Source organism: Comamonas sp. lk, assembly GCF_900564145.1.
Taxonomy (GTDB): Bacteria; Pseudomonadota; Gammaproteobacteria; order Burkholderiales; family Burkholderiaceae_C; genus Comamonas.
The window spans coordinates 584636-601282 of the sequence record NZ_UOOB01000001.1; the positions used below are offsets into that span (position 1 = coordinate 584636).

The 16647-nt window shown below is 65.3% G+C and carries 11 protein-coding genes; 6 read left to right on the forward strand and 5 right to left on the reverse strand.

The genetic code is table 11. The annotated features are described in order from the left end of the window. Positions 1 to 115: 115 nt before the first annotated feature. The 3 genes from recC to recD are packed head-to-tail and all read left to right on the forward strand — an operon-like array spanning position 116 to position 9524. Positions 116 to 3637, forward strand: a complete 3522-nt coding sequence (recC, locus tag EAO39_RS02700; protein ID WP_120965967.1) for an exodeoxyribonuclease V subunit gamma — start codon at positions 116 to 118, stop codon at positions 3635 to 3637. Next, positions 3634 to 7443: an exodeoxyribonuclease V subunit beta gene (gene recB, locus EAO39_RS02705; RefSeq protein ID WP_120965969.1), complete on the forward strand. Its 3810-nt coding sequence runs from the start codon at positions 3634 to 3636 to the stop codon at positions 7441 to 7443. The genes recC and recB overlap by 4 nt, the downstream gene beginning before the upstream one ends. Next, positions 7440 to 9524, forward strand: a complete 2085-nt coding sequence (gene recD / locus EAO39_RS02710; protein WP_120965971.1) for an exodeoxyribonuclease V subunit alpha — start codon at positions 7440 to 7442, stop codon at positions 9522 to 9524. Before recB ends, recD begins: the two co-directional genes overlap by 4 nt. An 18-nt stretch (positions 9525 to 9542) precedes the next feature. On the opposite strand, the gene EAO39_RS02715 is transcribed toward recD, so the two are convergent. From EAO39_RS02715 to EAO39_RS22430, 3 genes are all read right to left on the reverse strand, one after another. Then, positions 9543 to 9956, reverse strand: a complete 414-nt coding sequence (locus EAO39_RS02715) for a VOC family protein (protein WP_120965973.1) — start codon at positions 9954 to 9956, stop codon at positions 9543 to 9545. A gap of 60 nt (positions 9957 to 10016) precedes the next feature. Beyond that, the gene (locus EAO39_RS02720; protein ID WP_120965975.1) at positions 10017 to 10676 is read right to left on the reverse strand and encodes a glutathione S-transferase; all 660 of its coding nucleotides are present in this window, start codon (positions 10674 to 10676) and stop codon (positions 10017 to 10019) included. A 120-nt stretch (positions 10677 to 10796) separates the two neighbouring features. Further along, positions 10797 to 10967 (reverse strand): hypothetical protein, encoded by a 171-nt coding sequence (locus EAO39_RS22430; RefSeq protein WP_162989472.1) that lies wholly within the window; start codon positions 10965 to 10967, stop codon positions 10797 to 10799. On the opposite strand from EAO39_RS22430, the gene EAO39_RS02725 reads away from it, so the two are divergent. The 3 genes from EAO39_RS02725 to EAO39_RS02735 all read left to right on the forward strand — a co-directional run bounded on the left by EAO39_RS02725 (position 10968) and on the right by EAO39_RS02735 (position 13835). Next, positions 10968 to 11474: a copper chaperone PCu(A)C gene (locus EAO39_RS02725; RefSeq protein ID WP_120965977.1), complete on the forward strand. Its 507-nt coding sequence runs from the start codon at positions 10968 to 10970 to the stop codon at positions 11472 to 11474. A gap of 140 nt (positions 11475 to 11614) precedes the next feature. Further along, on the forward strand, positions 11615 to 12487 hold the full coding sequence (locus EAO39_RS02730; RefSeq protein ID WP_120965980.1) for a PhaM family polyhydroxyalkanoate granule multifunctional regulatory protein: 873 nt from the start codon (positions 11615 to 11617) through the stop codon (positions 12485 to 12487). Between the two features lie 70 nt (positions 12488 to 12557). Then, a complete protein-coding gene (locus EAO39_RS02735) occupies positions 12558 to 13835 on the forward strand; it encodes an FIST N-terminal domain-containing protein (RefSeq protein WP_120965982.1) in 1278 nt (425 codons plus the stop codon). Positions 13836 to 13929: 94 nt separating this feature from the next. Here EAO39_RS02735 and EAO39_RS02740 read toward each other — a convergent pair whose 3' ends face one another. Together EAO39_RS02740 and EAO39_RS02745 are read right to left on the reverse strand one after the other, a co-directional pair. Next, positions 13930 to 15087, reverse strand: a complete 1158-nt coding sequence (locus EAO39_RS02740) for a peroxidase-related enzyme (RefSeq protein WP_120965984.1) — start codon at positions 15085 to 15087, stop codon at positions 13930 to 13932. A 24-nt stretch (positions 15088 to 15111) separates the two neighbouring features. Continuing rightward, a complete protein-coding gene (locus tag EAO39_RS02745; RefSeq protein WP_120965986.1) occupies positions 15112 to 16599 on the reverse strand; it encodes an NAD(P)/FAD-dependent oxidoreductase in 1488 nt (495 codons plus the stop codon). Positions 16600 to 16647: the final 48 nt, after the last annotated feature.

A 16647-nucleotide genomic window follows, 5' to 3' on the forward strand; every position in this document is an offset into this window, starting at 1 on the left:
CTGGGCTTTTGTGGGCGCTCGGCGTGCTGTCTTCGGGGCAGGCAAGACGCGGTAAGCTCGCTGTTGGCCATGCTGCCGGCGTACAAGGCGCAGGCAGGGCACTGGGAGGGCTTACGTGACGACACAATGGCAGCCGGGGCTGATTGCCCTGCATGGAAATCAGACCGAAGCGCTGGCCGATACGGTGCTGGCCTGGTTGGCCGCGCATCCGCTGGAGGTGCTGGAGCCCGAGATCGTGCTGGTGCAGAGCAACGGCATGGCCGAGTGGTTCAAGATGCGCATGGCCGCGGCCCAAGGCGTGTGCGCCGCCGCCCGGGTCGAGCTGCCCGCGCGTTTTGTCTGGCGCAGCTATCGCCAGATTCTGGGTGCGGACAAGGTGCCGCGTGAATCGCCGCTGGATGAAACGCCCATGATCTGGCGCCTGATGCGCATCCTGCCTCAATGCCTGGAGCAGCCTGAATTCGCACCGATTGCCAGCTTTCTGCGACCTGGGGAACCTCAGCGTCTGCTGCAGCTGGCCGAGCGCCTGGCCGACCTGTTTGACCAATACCAGATTTACCGGGCCGATTGGCTGGATGCCTGGGCCCAGGTGCAGGATGTGCTGCGCAATCCCGGGCGCCCCGATGTGCCTGTCCCCGAAGGCCAGCTGTGGCAGCCCAGCCTGTGGCGCACGGTACTGGCTGAGCTTGATGAGCTAGAGCGCGAAGCCACACGCCCGGCCTTGCTGGCGCGCGTGCTGGCTGCGCTGCAGTCCGGTCAGCCGCCGGTCAGTCCGCTGGCCCGCCGGGTGGTGGTTTTCGGCATGAGCCAGATGCCGCTGTCTCTGATGCAGTTTCTCAGCGGTATTGCCCAGCACAGCCAGGTGCTGATTGCCGTGCCCAACCCCTGCCGTTTTCACTGGGCCGATGCGATTGACGGGCGTGAGCTGCTGCGCCAGGAGCGCCGTCGTCACCCGCACCGCGCGGGGCAGGATCTGGCGCGCATACCGCTGGAGGCCATGCACGCCCATGCCCATCCGCTGCTGGCAGCCTGGGGTCGGCAAAGCCGCGACTATGTGCGCCAGCTCGACAGCTTTGACACCACGGACGAGGTGGCTGCGCAATGGAGCTGGCCGCGTGTGGATGTGTATGACGAAGCCGACGCCCATGATCTGGCGCAGGCGCCCTTGCTCACCCAGGTGCAGCAGCGCATACGCGATCTGGTGCCGCTGGCCGAGCATCCGCGCCTGCAGATTCCCGCAGCAGATCGCTCCATCGTTTTCCACAAGGCCCATGGCCTGGTGCGTGAGCTGGAAGTGTTGCACGATGAATTGCTGCACATGCTGGCTCAGCCCGCGCAGGGTGAGCAGGCTAGACTGGCACCGCGCGACGTGGTGGTCATGCTGCCGGCGATCGAAGAGGCAGCGCCCTCCATCCGTGCCGTGTTCGGCCAATATGGGCGCCATGACGCGCGCTACATCCCTTTCGATATTGCCGACGTGGGTGCGCGTGCCAGCAGCCCGCTGATCACGGCGCTGCAATGGCTGCTCAAGCTACCGCAGCAGCGCTGCCGGCTGAGCGAGCTATGCGATCTGCTGGATGTGCCTGCCGTGGCCGCCCGCGTGGGGCTGGATGCCGATGAGCTGCCGCAGCTCACCCGCTGGATGGCGGGGGCTGGCATACGCTGGGGCCTCAACGAAGCCCAGCGTTCGCAGCTGGGCTTGCAGGCCTGCGGCGACCCCAATAGCGCCTGGTTTGGTTTGCAGCGCATGTTGCTGGGCTATGCCAGCGGCGGCAGCGCCGAGACGCAGGTCCAGGCTTTCGCCGGAATTGAGCCCTACGACGAGGTCGGCGGTCTCAGCGCCGAACTGGCCGGCAGCCTGGCCAGCTTGCTGCAGCGCCTGTTGCAATGGTGGAAAACCGCCAATGTGCCTGCAGCGCCTGCGCAGTGGGCAGAGCGTTTTCGCGCCCTGCTGGACGATTTTTTTGTCAGCCGCAGCGATGAGGATCAGGCTTTGCTGGCCGCGCTGGATGTGGCCCTGGTCCACTGGCAAAGAGCCTGTGAGCAGGCCGATTTTCATGCCGAGCTGGTGCTGGAAGTCGCCCAGGAGGCCTGGCTGCAGGCCTTGTCGGAACCTGCCTTGAACCAGCGCTTTCGCGCCGGTGGCGTCACCTTCTGCACCCTCATGCCCATGCGGGCGATTCCGTTTGAGGTGGTGTGCCTGCTGGGCATGAATGATGGCGACTATCCGCGTCGTGCCAGCCGTTCCGATTTCGATCTGATGGCTTTGCCAAAGCAATCGCGTCCCGGCGACCGGGCCCGGCGTGATGACGACCGCCAGCTCATGCTCGATGCTCTGCTGTCTGCGCGGCGCATGCTCTACATCAGCTGGGCCGGGCGCCATGTGCGCGACAACAGCGAGCAGCCGCCGTCCGTGCTGGTTTCGCAGCTGCGTGACTATCTGGAGCAGGCCTGGCAGGGCGAGGAGGGCGGCAAGCTGCTGGCGCAGCGCACGCATCAGCATCCGCTGCAACCCTTTAGCCGCCGCTATTTCGAGGCCGATTCCGCTGTGCGCACCTATGCCCGCGAGTGGCATGCGGCGCACGCGGCGCAAGCTGCAGCCGTCGCCTCCCAGGCTGTGCCCTTTGTGCTGGATGCCAGCACCCCGCTCACGCTGGCGCGGTTGACGGATTTTCTGCGCCACCCCGCCCGAGCTTTTCTGCGCAACCGACTGCTGGTGCGCTTCGAGCCGGATGAGGAGGTCATAGAAGACGACGAGCTGTTCCAGGTCGACGGCCTGACCGCATACAGCCTGGTGCAGCAGCTGCAGCAAGACGTGGTCACGCAGCTGGTACATGCCGGAGATTTTGCGGATGCAGATGTCTCGCGGCAGGTGCAGCAACAGGTGCAACGCCTGGCGCGCGCGGGCGTGCTGCCGCTGGCGGGTCTGGGCGCACGCGAAGCCCAGGTCTTGCAAGCCCAGGTCACACCCTCGCTGGTGGCTTGGCAAAATCTGATGAAAGAATGGCCGCAGCCGGCATCCAGAATGCGCTTGTTGCTACAAGAAAATGACTTGCTGCTCGATGATTGGGTGGACGGCCTGCGTCAGCGCAGCGACGCCGACACGGTGGGTGAGGGCGATGGTGCTCATGAATTTCAGCTGAGCTGGTTTGCCATGGACCCGCGCAGCCTGCTGGACAAGGAGCGCCAGCCGCGTGCGGACAAGCTGCTGTCCATCTATGTGCGCAGCCTGGCCCTGTCTGCCACGGGCGCACAGGCCCTGGGCTGTGTGGTGGCGCGCGATACCGTGCTCTGGGCCTTGCCCATGGAGCAGCGCCAAGCGCAATCGGCGCTGCTGTCCTTGATGGCTTTGTGGCGGCAAGGCCAGAGCGCGCCCTTGCCCCTGCCGTTGCGCACGGCCATGGCCGCTGCCGCTGACGATCTGCGCGCCGCCACGGCGGCCTATGAGGGCAGCCATGTGCTGGACGGTGAATGCATGGATGCCAGCTGGGCGCGTTGCTATGCCAGCTGGGACGACTTGCTGGCCAGCGGCCAGTTTCAAGACCTGGCCAAGACGGCTTACACCCCCCTGCTGGAATGGAAAAGCCAGTACCTGCGTACCGAGGCCTTGCCCGAACTGAACCAGGGGCAGGCATGAGCAGGCCACAAGAGATGAATCCCATGACCCAGGCGGCCAGCCATATTCTTGATGCGTTTCAGTTTCCGCTCTGGGGCTCGCGCCTGATCGAGGCCAGCGCGGGCACGGGCAAGACCTGGACGATTGCCGCCCTGTATCTGCGCCTGGTGTTGGGCCATGGCGGCGAGCAGGGCTTCAACCGGCCGCTGATGCCGCCCGATATCCTGGTCATGACCTTTACCCGGGCCGCCACGCGCGAGCTGTCGGACCGGATTCGCGATCGCCTGGTGAATGCCGTCAAATGCTTTCGCGGCGAGCAAGAGCCTGAGGAGCACGATGTGTTCCTGCGCGATCTGCGCGCGGTCTATCCCGAAGGCCCGCTGCGCGCAGCCGCTGCATGGCGGCTGGACATGGCCGCGCAATGCATGGACGACGCGGCCATTCACACCATAGACGCCTGGTGCCAGCGCATGCTGCGCGAGCATGCTTTCGACAGCGGCAACCTGTTTGACGAGACGCTGGAAGCCGATGAAAGCCAGCGCCAGATCGAAGCGGCCCAGGACTATTGGCGCCAGCAGTGCTACCCCCTGTCTGGCGAACTGCTGGAGCAGGTGCTTGAGGTCTGGCCCCATGTGGGGGCGCTGGTGGGCGATATGCAGTCACTGCAGCGCGAGGCGGTGCCGGCCGAGGCCGGAGCCGGCTCGCTGGCCGAATGCGTGGCGCAAGCCCGGCAACAGCGGTGCCAGGCCTTGCAAGCCCTGGCCGAGGGTTGGGCGGACAAGGCCCAGCGCTTGCAGACCTGGCTGGATGCGCAGCTGGACGGCAACGGTGCCCTATGGGACAAGCGCAAGCTGCAGCCGGGGCGCTACACGGGCTGGCTGGCGCAGATTGCGGCCTGGGCCGCTGACCCTTTGAACAGCACCTTGGAGTTGACGGATGCCGCGCGCAAGCGCCTGAGCCCCGAGGGCATGGCCGAGGCCTTCAAAGGCTCGACCATGGATTTGCTGCTGCCCACGGAATTTGCCCAGCTGCAGCAGCTGTTGGGCCAGCTGGCCCGGATTCCCAGCATGGCCGTGGTGCTGCGCCTGCATGCGGCGGCCCAGGTGCGACAACGTCTGCAATGGCTCAAGCGCCAAGCCGGCACCTTCGGTTTTGCCGATATGCTGCAGCGGCTGGATGGCGCGCTGGCTGGCGAGAACGGCGCGGCGCTCAGGGCTAGCATTCTGGCCCAGTACCCGGTGGCGCTGATTGACGAGTTTCAGGACACTTCGCCGCTGCAATACCGTCTGTTTGAGCAGATTTACCGCACGGCCGACAACGACTCGGAAAGTGCTTTGCTGCTGATCGGCGATCCCAAGCAGTCGATTTACGGGTTTCGCGGTGCCGACATTTACAGCTATCTGCAGGCGCGCCAAGCCACCGAGGGCCGGCACTATGTGCTGGGCACCAATTTCCGCTCCACCCAGGCTCTGGTGGCTGCCGTCAATCACTGGTTTGCCGAGGCAGAAAAGCGGCCCGGCGAAGGCGCTTTCATGTTCCGCCAGAGCCGCGCCGAGAATCCTCTGCCATTTGAAGCTGTGGTTGCCAACGGCCGCGCCGAGGTGCTGATGACCGGGGCCCAGCCCATGGCCGCGCTGACCGTGGCCTGGGATGGCTCCGTGAGCGATGAGCCGCTGAGCAACGAGGTGATTCGTCGCCGGTTTGCCGAGCATTGTGCCGACCGGATCGTGCAGTGGCTGATGGATGAGGCCACGGGTTTTGCGCAGCCGGGCAAGCCGCTGCAGCGCCTGCGGCCCGCCGATATTGCCGTGCTGGTGCGTACCGGCAAGGAGGCTGCCGCCGTGCGCCGTGCTTTGGCCCAGCGTTCGGTGGCTTCGGTGTATCTGTCGGATCAGGATTCGGTGTTTGCCAGCGACGAGGCGCAAGACCTGCTGTACTGGCTGCGCGCCGTGGCCGCGCCGCTGGATGCAATGGCAGCGCGCGCGGGTCTGGCCACCCGTTTGATGAGCCTGACGCTGGACGAACTGGCCTGGCTGGCCGCCGATGAAGAGGCCTTTGATGCCCAAAGCGAGCAACTGCGCGAGTTGCACAGCCTGTGGCTGCGCCACGGCGTGCTGGCCATGCTGCGCCAGACGCTATACCGCTTCCAGCTGCCTGCGCGCTGGCTGGCCGAGCTGGGGGGCGAGCGGCGGCTGACCAACTATCTGCACCTGGCCGAGTTGCTGCAAACTGCCAGCGCCCAGCTGGAGGGCGAACAAGCCTTGATCCGCTGGCTGGCCACGCAGATCGAGCAGCCAGGCAGCGGCGGCGAGGCGCAGATCGTGCGACTGGAATCCGATGCCGATCTGGTCAAGGTGGTGACGGTGCACAAAAGCAAGGGCTTGGAGTATCCCGTGGTCTGCCTGCCGTTTGCCGGCAGCTTCAGGCTCATGGAGCGGCGCGGCACGGCCTATCTGTCGCTGCCCGTGCAGGGCGAAGCCGGCCCGGCGCGCGAACTGGTGCTGGACTATGACGACGAGCAGCTGGCGCAGGCCGACCGCGAGCGGCTGCGTGAGGATTTGCGGCTGTTCTATGTGGCACTCACTCGCCCGCGCCACGCGCTGTGGATGGGCATGGCGCCCATGAAGCGCGGCAATGGCAAGGCCTGCGTGAATGAGAAAGGCTCGGCCGGCTATCTGCTGGCCGGCGATGAGGCGCAATCCCTGCCCGGCTGGCGTCAGCAACTGGGCGCCTTGGCCGATGGCTGCGCACAGATTGCGGTGCTGGATCTGCCGGCGCAGCTGCCCGAGCTGCAGCTTTGGCAGTCGCCAGAGGCCGCGCCGGCGCTGCTGGCCGCGCCCCAGTACGCGGCGGAATTTGACCGACGCTGGGGCATTGGCAGCTTCACCTCGCTGACGCGGGCCATGGCCGCTCCCAGCGTGCCGGTGCTGCCCGTGGTGTCCCTGCATCCGGCCGACGATGAGGTGCAGACGGCAATGCTGGACGCCGCCGACAACGCATCTGCCAACACCTTGCCGGACGCTTTGCTGCCAGGCCTGCCCATGCAGGTCGCGCCCGTGGCTGCCGTCTGGCACCGTTTCATGCGCGGCCCCGTGGTGGGCAATTTTCTGCACGACCAGCTGGAATGGCTGATGGGCGAGGGCTTTGACCTGCCGCAGGCCGCTAGTGAAGAGGGCGAGTTCAGCGCGCTGGAGGGCCGCCTGCTGCGCCGCTGCGAGCGCGCGGGCCGCAAGGATCAGGCGCTGGACGTGCTGCGCTGGTTGCGCGCCGTGGTGCACCAGCCGCTGCCGCCGCTGCAGACCAGTCTGGTGCAACTGGCCCAGGGCCAGGCCTTGCTGGCCGAGATGGAGTTCTGGCTGCCGGCCCACCAGCTTTCGGCTCCGCGCATCGATGCGCTGTGCCGCCAGTACATCCTGCCCGGTCTGTCGCGCCCGGCGCTGCCGCAGCGCGAGCTGCACGGCATGCTGATGGGTTTTGCCGATCTGGTGTTCAGCCACCAGGGGCGCTACTGGGTGCTGGATTACAAGACCAACCATCTGGGCCAGGATGCCGGCGCCTACACGCCCCAGGCCTTGGCCCATGCCATGCTGGCCCACCGCTATGACGTGCAGGCCGCTTTGTACCTGCTGGCCTTGCACCGTCTGCTGCGCAGCCGCCTGGGCCAGGCTTACGAGCCCGCACAGCAGTTGGGAGGGGCGCTGTACTACTTTTTGCGCGGTATCGATGGCGAGACGCAAGGCATGCATGTGCAGGGCTGCAGCGACGACATGCTGGCGCTGCTGGATGGGCTGGACGCCTTGCTGCAGGAGAAGGAGGGCGAGGCATGAAAAGCAAACGCCACTTGGATGTGCACACCCAGGATTTGTTTGCCGCGCCTGAGCTGAGCGTGCAGCACATGCTGACTGCCTTGCAGCGCTTGAGCGATGCGGGCTTGCTGCGCAGAATTGATAGCGCCCTGGCGCATTTTCTGTGGAGCCAGGATGCGGCGGCGCAGCCAGCCTTGCTGATGGCCGCCGCCGTGCTGGCGCAGATGGAGGGGCGCGGTCACAGCTGCCTGCCGCTGGCAGAGCTGGTGCGCAGCCCCAATAACGTGCTGGCCTGGCCCAAGGAGGCCTTGGCCGCGCAGGAAGTGCTATGGGCGCAGCTGCCCGCCAGCCTTACCGACTGGCTGGCCGCCTTGCAGCGCAGCCCCGTGGTGCGCGTGCTGGGCCGCGATGCCGATCAAGGTCAGCCCCTGGTGCTGCTGGGCGGCGAAGCTCCGCTGCTTTATCTGCGCCGCTACTGGGACTATGAACGCAGCGTGGCTGCGCATATTGTCAGCCGCACGGCCGTGGATGAGGCTGGCGTGGATGAAGCCAAGGTGCGCCTCTGGCTGGACCGGTTGTTTGCCGCTTCTGCCAGTCCTGCCAGCCCAACCAGCTCTGCCGAGGCGGCCGATCTGGATTGGCAGAAGCTGGCCTGTGCGCTGGCCTTGCGCGGCCAGCTGTCCGTCATCACCGGCGGGCCGGGCACGGGCAAGACCTATACCGCGGCGCGCCTGCTGGCCTTGCTGTTTGCCACCGCACCCGATGCGCAGCAGCTGCGCGTGGCGCTGGCCGCGCCCACGGGCAAGGCGGCGGCGCGGCTCAAGCAGTCGATTGATACAGCACTGCTGGACCTGAACCCCGTGGTGCAGGGCGAGCTGGATCTGCAGGCCTTGGTGCAGCGCATGGGCGGCGCCCGCACGCTGCACTCGCTGCTGGGCGCGCGGCCCGATACCCGCCATTGGGGCCACCATGCCGGCAAGCCGCTGGATGTGGACGTGCTGATCGTGGATGAGGCTTCCATGATCCATCTGGAGATGATGTCGGCGCTGCTCCAGGCCTTGCCGCCCACGGCGCGCCTGATTCTGCTGGGTGACAAGGACCAGCTGGCCTCGGTGGAGGCCGGTGCCGTGCTTGGCGATCTGTGCCGCGATGCGCCGGCTGGTTGCTATCTGCCCGATACCGTGGCCTATGCCCGGCGCGTGACGGGCTTGGAGATTCCTGCCGGTTTTGTGGCCGCCCAGGCGGCACTGCCGTTGGCCCAGCACACCGTGATGCTGCGCAAAAGCCGGCGCTTTGGCGGCCCCATAGGCCAGCTGGCGCAAGCTGTGAACCAGGGCGAGGCACGCCAGGCCCTGGCCTTGCTCGAGGAGCACACGCGCCTGGGGCGCTCGGCCGTGCTGTGGGCCAGACAAGGAGGCGAGGTGTCGGAAGTCTCCAGCGCTGCCGTGCAAGGCCGTGGAAGCCAGGCCAGCTATGCCGCTTATGCGCAAAGTCTGGGTCTGTGGCGCGAAAGCCGACCACAGAGTGAGCCGGCACATCAGGCCTGGGTGATGGAGGTGCTGCAGTCTTTTGACCGCTTTCGCCTGTTGTGCGCCGTGCGTGAAGGCGACTGGGGTGTGGCCGGCCTCAACCGTGCCGTGGAAGCCCAGTTGCAGGCCCTGGGCGTGATCCGCAAGGAGGGCGAGTGGTATATGGGCCGCCCGGTGATGGTCAGCCGCAATGATGCGGCGCTGGGCGTTTTCAACGGCGATATAGGCATGGCCTTGCCCAGCTTTGCCGATCCGGCGCGGTTGCGCGTGTATTTCTTGCAAGGCGATACTTTGCACCATGTGAGCACCGCGCGGCTGGCCCATGTGGACACCGCGTTTGCCATGACGGTGCACAAAAGCCAGGGCTCGGAGTTCGAGCACACGGCGCTGGTGCTGTCCGCACAGGGCGGCAGCGTGCTCAATCGCGAGCTGGTCTACACCGGCATCACGCGGGCCCGCGAGGCGTTCTCGCTCTGGGCCGAAGTGCCGGGGCTGCTGGCCTCGGCCATTGCCAGCCCCACGCAGCGCTCCAGTGGTCTGCTGCGATTTTTGGAGCAAAAAGCGCTTGATTGACAAGCGCTACAGGCTTGTTTAATGCTCGTAAACGGCTTCCCAGTTGGCAAAGCCTTTGACCTCGATGGGGTTGCCGCTGGGGTCGTAGAAAAACATGGTCCATTGCTCGCCGGGCTCGCCTTCAAAGCGCACCTGGGGCTCCAGCACGAACTGGGTGTTGGCGGCTTTCAGGCGCTCGGCCAGGGCCAGCCAGTCGGGCTTGAGCAGGATGACGCCCAGGTGGGGCATGGGCACCATATGGTTGCCCACCTTGCCGGTGTTGGCCACGGCAAAAGGCGGGCCTAGATGCAGAGAGATCTGGTGGCCGAAGAAGTCGAAATCAACCCAGGAATCTGTGGAGCGGCCCTCGCGGCAGCCGAGCACGCCGCCATAAAAGCGGCGCGCCTCATCCAGATCGGTCACGTGGTAGGCAAGGTGAAACAGGCTTTGCATAGTGCTGCCTAAGATAGCACCACCCAGGCCTGCTGCCGGCCAAAGTCCGTCACCTGGGCTTTAGCGGCTGGCCTTGGCCTGGATGCGTGCCATCAGCTCGGCGGTATTGGTCTTGCGGTCGGCGTTGAGCTTTTGCACCGTGGGGCGCTCGCCCATGCGGGCCAGGTAGTCGCGTGTCGGCAAATCGGCCAGCACGTCCTTGCCGCAGACGATCTTGCTGGCGCCGCTGATCAGCGGCAGGTGGACGATGGCGCTGCAGTCGGCCAGGGTGAACTGCTCACCGGCGATGAAGGGCGTATCAAAGCGGGCCAGCTTGGCAAAGGCGGCCACGTTTTTTTCCAGCTGCTCCAGCGTGCGGTCGCGTGTGCTGTCGCTGACCTTGCCGCCAAAGAAAGCCTGGGGGTAGAGATTGCGCGCCACCAGCTCCAGGTGCAGATTCAGATACACGCACAGCTCGCGCACCTTGGCGGCGGCAAAGGCATCGGCGGGCAGCAGCGGCACTTCGCTGGACAGCGTTTCCACATACTCGATGATGGCGTCGGATTCGCTGATGGCTCCGTGGCGGGTGCGCAGATAAGGCACTTTTCCCAGAGGCGATTCGGCCGGATTGGTCTCGCCCAGCCAGGCATTTTCTTCTTCGAAAGCGATGCGCTTTTCCATCAGGGCCAGTTTGACTTTGTTGTAGTAGTTGCTGGCCGAGAATCCGCACAAAGTGATCATGCTGTTGTCTCCTAGGGTTGTGAAATATCTGCCGCCGCCGGGGTGAGAGTTGTGGCCGCGTGCCCGCATATTAGTCGCAGGCTGCGAGAACCCTGCGTCACCGATTGGATAGCGCGGCTTCTACAATGAATCGAGATGCGGCCCTGGGTTTGCCTGCGCCGCCATCGCCTGCTGCATCGGCTTGTTGCTCTTGAAACAAGAGCGTTCTGCGCTTGAATATCTTGGGCCGGAACGCATTTTTGCTGCAGCAAGCCGGTTTTGACGCTCAATGTCTTGAATGGAGAAAATCACATGAATCTGCGCAAATTCAGCGCTGCTCTCGCTCTTGGCTCTGCCATGTTTTCCGCAGCGGCCCTGGCGCACTCCGATGCGGCCCATGTCAAGGCCGAAGGTGCCTGGGCCCGCGCCAGCGTGCCGGGTCAGCAGGGTTCGGGAGCTTTTATGCGCCTGACGGCCAAAGAGCCGCTGACGCTGATCGGCGTGGAAACTCCGGCCGCCGCCGTGGCCGAGGTGCATGAGATGAAGATGGAAAACGATGTGATGCGCATGCGTGCCGTCGAGGCTCTGCCTTTGCCTGCTGGCAAGACGGTGGAGCTCAAGCCCGGCGGCTACCACCTGATGCTGCAGCAGCTCAAGGCGCCGCTGGTCAAGGACTCGCAAGTGCCCATCACCCTGGTGTTCAAGGACGGCAAGGGCGCTGTTTCGCGCTTGACGCTGCAAGTGCCGGTGAGCATGGTGCCGCCCAAGGGCGCAGCGCCGGCCATGGATCACGCGGGCCACGGCGGCCACCAGCATTGAAAGCGCACAGGTCTTGGCTTGAGCCTCCAGGACCTGTTTTTCGGGGAAAGCACGGAGCTGGGCCGCAATGCCTGCGTGCGGCGAGTGGGAGCTCTGGGTTAAGCTCTATTCAACGTGCAATTTTCCTGCGAGAGGCATCCATGAGCGACACATCCCCGTTTGGTTTCGGCAAGTTCATTCCCGGTTTCGAGTTTTTGCAGAATCTGGCGCAAAACGCTGGTTCCGCCAACAATCCCATGGGGCGCATATCGCAGTGGGTGGCACCCACGGTCAGTGTGGAAGAAGTGGAAAAGCGCATTGCCGAGCTCAAAACCGTGCAGTTCTGGCTGGAGCAAAACGGCAAGGCGCTGTCGGCCACGATTCAGGCGCTGGAGGTGCAGCGCATGACGCTCTCCACCTTGCAGGGCATGAACGTGAGCATGGGTGATCTGGCCAAGTCTTTCCAGTTCCCCGGCGTGGCTTCGGCCACGGCCGCCGCTGCCGAGGCCGCCCAGAAAGGTTTTGGTGCCTGGCCCATGACGGGCGAGGGCAAGGCCGCTGAGCCTGCACCGCAGCCAGCCGCAGCGCCTTCCCCGGCTCCTGCCCCCGAGCCCGAACCGCAGCAGGAACCCCAGGCGGCAGAATCCGAGTCTGCAGCCAACCCGCAACAGCAGGCCCAGGCCGCCATGGGCCAGGCCATGCAATGGTGGGGCGCGCTGACCCAGCAGTTTCAGCAGATTGCCGCCAAGGCCATGGCAGAACCGGTGCCGGCCCAGACCGTGGCCGCAGCACAGCGTGCCTCCGATATGGCCAGCGATTTCGCCAAGGCTTCCATGGAGAAGGTCATGCAGCAAGCCGGTGCGTTTGCAGCCGACAAGACCCCGCCTCAGCCCGCTGAAGACAAGGCCGGCACACCACGCGCGGCCGCGGCCAAGAAAGCCGCAGCCAAATCCACAGCCAAGCCCGCCGTGAAGGCGACGGCCAAACCGGCAGCCAAAAAGGCAGCGGCCAAGAAAAGCAGCCCGCGCGCTTAAACGCTGCCAGCCTGTAGATGGCATGGCCTGAGCGCGACAGCGCCAGACCTGTCCAGAAAAGGAGGTCCCCATGTCGTTGTTTCCTGTAGGACATGCCAGCCACCCTCAATGGCGTGAAGCGGTACAGGAGGTGGTGCAGCAGCTGCGCATCCAGATGCTGCGCAAGCAATGCGCCAAGCGGCCTCAGCTGGGGCTGATCTATGCCTCGCATGGCTTTGCCCGCCATGCGCAAGAGATGCTGGCGCTGCTGGCCCAGTCTTTGCCACAGGTCACGGACTGGGTGGGCTGCTCTGCCGCCGGCGTGCTGGCCATGGAGCATGAATACCTGGACGACAACGGCCTGGCAGTGATGCTGCTGGATGTGCCTGCAGCCCATTACCGCGTGTATTCCGGCGTGGCGCCGTTGGCCCTGGGCGGCACCGAAGCCGGGTTTGAGGCCCAGACTGCCCTGGTGCATACCGATTCCGGTCAGCCTGAACTGGCCGAGCTGCTGCAGGAGCTGGCCGAGCGCACGGCATCCGGCCATCTCTTTGGTGCGCTGGGCGGTGCGCAGGCCCAGGGCGTGCAGTTCGCCTGCCGCAGCGACGATCTGCCGGCGCTGCGCACCGGTGCGGCGGTGGGCGTGTTCCGAGGTGGCTTCTCGGGTGTGGCTTTCTCTGCCGAGGTGGCCTGCCTCTCCCGTCTGGCCCAGGGCTGCACGCCGCTGGGCGAGGAGATGGAAATCACGGCCGCCCAAGGCCCCGTGCTGCTGAGCCTCGATGGCGAGCCGGCTTTGCCCAAGCTGCTGCGCCTGCTGGATCTGCAGCAGGAAAAAGACAGCGATGCCGGGCACAGCGGTTGGGATTTTGCGCTCAAGGCCTTGCGCCAGACCCAGGCCGCGATTGCGCAGCCCGGCCATGGTCTGGAGCGCGGCGTGCTGACCGACGAAGCCCAGGTGCTGAACCTGGTGGGGCTGGACCCCATGCGCCATGGCGTGGCCCTGTCGGCGGCAGTAGAGGCGGACAGCGCGGTGATCTTCTGTCAGCGTCAGCCCAGTGCGGCGCGGCAGGAGCTGATGCAGATGGCGGCGGCGCTCAAGGATGCCTTGCAGCCGGATTTTGCCGAGGGTGACTCGCCCTCCGTGCCGGAAGCGGCGGCGCAGAAGATTCGCGGCGCGATTTATGTCAGCTGCAAAGGCCGCGGCAGCGAGCTGTTTGGCGGGCCCGATGCCGAGCTCCAGATCCTGCGCCATGCGCTGGGCTCGGTGCCGCTGATCGGGCTGATGGGCGATGCCGAAATCATGGATGGCCGGCTGCATCATCTGGCAGGGGTGCTGACGGTGTTTACCGAAGTTGATACCGTGGAATAGCGACCAAGCCCTGTTTCATCAATGGACAGCTGCTTCTGAATAAATAGCAATAAAAAAGCGAGGGCCAGCCTCGCTTTTTTCATGCTTGCCAACCTTAGCTGGCCTGTGGATAGATTTCCACGCCCAGATTCAGCATCAGGCGGTTGGCCCAGCCAAACAGGGCGGCGGAGTGCAGCATGTCCAGAATTTCCAGATCCGACAGGCCTGCATCGCGCAGCGGCTGCAGGTTCTGCTTGCCAAAGCTGCCAGGGCTGCGGGTCAAGGCCAGGGAAGACTGAATGATGGCGCGTTCGCGGGCATTGGTGCCGGCGGTATCGGGGTCGTCGAACATCTGGGCCATCACATCGTTGCGTTTGGCCAGTTGCTCAAAGCGCTGGGCATGGACCGAGGCACAGTACACGCAGTGGTTGGAGCGCGATACGGCCGTGGCCGCCACTTCACGCTCGGCGCGCGAGAGGCCGCCGGGCGCATACATGATGGCGTTGAAGGCCTGCGAGCGCTCCATCAGCACCTCGGGCTGGCGGCCCAGCAGCAGGTAAAAGTCCATGCTCTTGGCCTTGGGGTGGCTGACTTCCAGCACTTTTTGCTGCTCGGGCGTGGCCGTTGCGGGGTCGAGCACCGGCAGCCAGGCCTTCCAGTCCAGGGTTTCGCTGGTAAAGCCGTTGCGGCGCAGCGGCTCGCCCGGGGCCGGCAGATTGGCCGGGTGCACAAAAGCGGCGGCGGCTGCAGGCTCTGCGGCCGGCGCATCGGCCTGGCCGCCCATCTCGGCCATGGCCTTTACGCCCACCAGCAGCCGGGCCTGATAGGCCACAAAGCCAATCAGCTGGGCCAGCAGCACGGTGTCGTCCACCGAGAGGCCGGCGGCGGGAATGGCCAGCAGCGCCTGCTGATCGCTCTCTGCAGGGTTGAGCGCCAGCGCACGGACAAAGTGCAGCATGGCATCCATGCGGGCATTGCCGGTCTGCACGCCTGCCGTATCGAGAATGGCCTGCAGCTCGGGTGCGAGGGCGCAGTCCAGCGCCTGGGCGCGGCTGCGGTACTCGGCCTCCAGTGCGGCCACGCCGCTCACACGGGCTTGCTCGGCGGCCAGCACCAGGCGTTCGGCCTGGGTCAGCGAGCCGGCCAGCGTGTTGCCCAGCAGCAGGTCTTCGCAAGCCTGCGTGGCCACGGCCACTTTTTCGCGCTCATGGCGGGTGGTGAAGGTGGGGGAGTTGTTGCCAAGGCCTGCCAGGCGGTCAATCGTGTCGCTCATGTCTTGTCTCTCGAATCTTGTGGCTTAAATGCGTTGGGATTGGCTCAGCGCCTGCACGCGCTCGGCCGGGCTGGCTGGCGTCCATTCCGTGCCGTCCAGTTCGGGCTCGGCATAGGACTGCAGCTGGGCAAAGTGCTGGGCGATATCGTCGCGGTAAAACAGCGAGGCCAGACCTTGCGCCAGCTTGCGTGCTCCGTCGCTGATGGCGGGAATGTCGCCGGAGACGGTTCCATGCGAAAGCGCTGCGGGGTAGCAAAAGCAGTGGATGTGATCCAGCCCTGGCTGCTGGCCCGGAGTGTTTTCCTGAAACTCGAACAGCGGGCCCAGATCGGGCGAGGCCGACAGCTCGGCATCTTCGTCGCCCGCTTCGGGTGTGAAGCGCGTATTCCACAGCTTGACGTGGGGGGCGATGTCGGAAAATTCCGGTCGCAGGCTCCAGTCAATGGCAAAGCCGGTGGATATGATCAGAAAGTCCAGCACAAACACGCCGCCAGGCGTGCTGACATGCAGCTTGTCGCCCGCCTGTTCCACGCTTTGCACGGCACAGCCAAAGTTGAAAAAAGCATTGGCATGGCGCGACACCCGCAGCGTGCTGCCATGGGGCGGCGGCACCTGCTGGGCGTTGATGTAGTGGCGTATGCGCCATTTCCATTCGTCTGCCAGCAGATACTGGCCGTGGGTCAGGCCGGGAACGCCCGAACCCTTGGATTTGTTGATGCGCGGCAGCTCTTTGCGACGCACCAGCATGTCCACGCTGGCGGCGGCGTTTTCCAGCGCGGTAGCCGCGCTGTCCATGGCCGAGGCTCCGGCGCCCACCACGCCCACATGCTTGCCGGCCAGTGTGGCGTAGTCCATTTCGTCAGAGGAGTGGGCCCAGAATCTCCGGTCCACGCCTTGCACAAAGGCAGGTAGCTGAGCCCCGCCCAGGCCGTCGCGGCCCGTGGCCAGCACCAGGCGCCGGGTCTGCCAGGTGCGGATTTGAGCGTCTGCCCTGACATCGACTTCCACCACGCCATCGGCCTGGGGGCGCACGGCCAGCACTTCATGGCTGTTGCGCACATCGGCTTGCGTGACGCGGCGGTACCAGCGCAGATAGTCCATCCACTGCAGACGGGGGATCTTGTCCAGCGCCGTCCAGGCTTGCAGGCCGAACTGGGCAATGAACCAGGCGCGGAAGGTCAGAGAAGCAATGCCCATGGCCGGACCTGTCAGCTCCTTGGGCGAGCGCAGGGTCTCCATGCGTGCCGTGGTGGCCCAGGGGCCTTCCAGGTCCAGCGGGGATTTGTCCAGTAGCACGGGCGTGATACCCACCTGCTTGAGTGCCATGCTCAGCGCAAGGCCTGCCTGACCGGCACCGATGACGATGACGTCATGCACGGGCTGGTCGTTGCGGGTGAAGGAGGGAATCCAGGCCTTGGCAGGCCAGCCCAGGGTGAGCAGATCGTCACGCAGGCGTTCTTCCAGAGCGGCCAGGCCCAAAGGCTGGGAGGCCGTAGAAGCAGAAATTGACATAGAAAAACCCAAAAAAGCGCCTACAGCCGAGAGGCTGCAGGCGCGCAA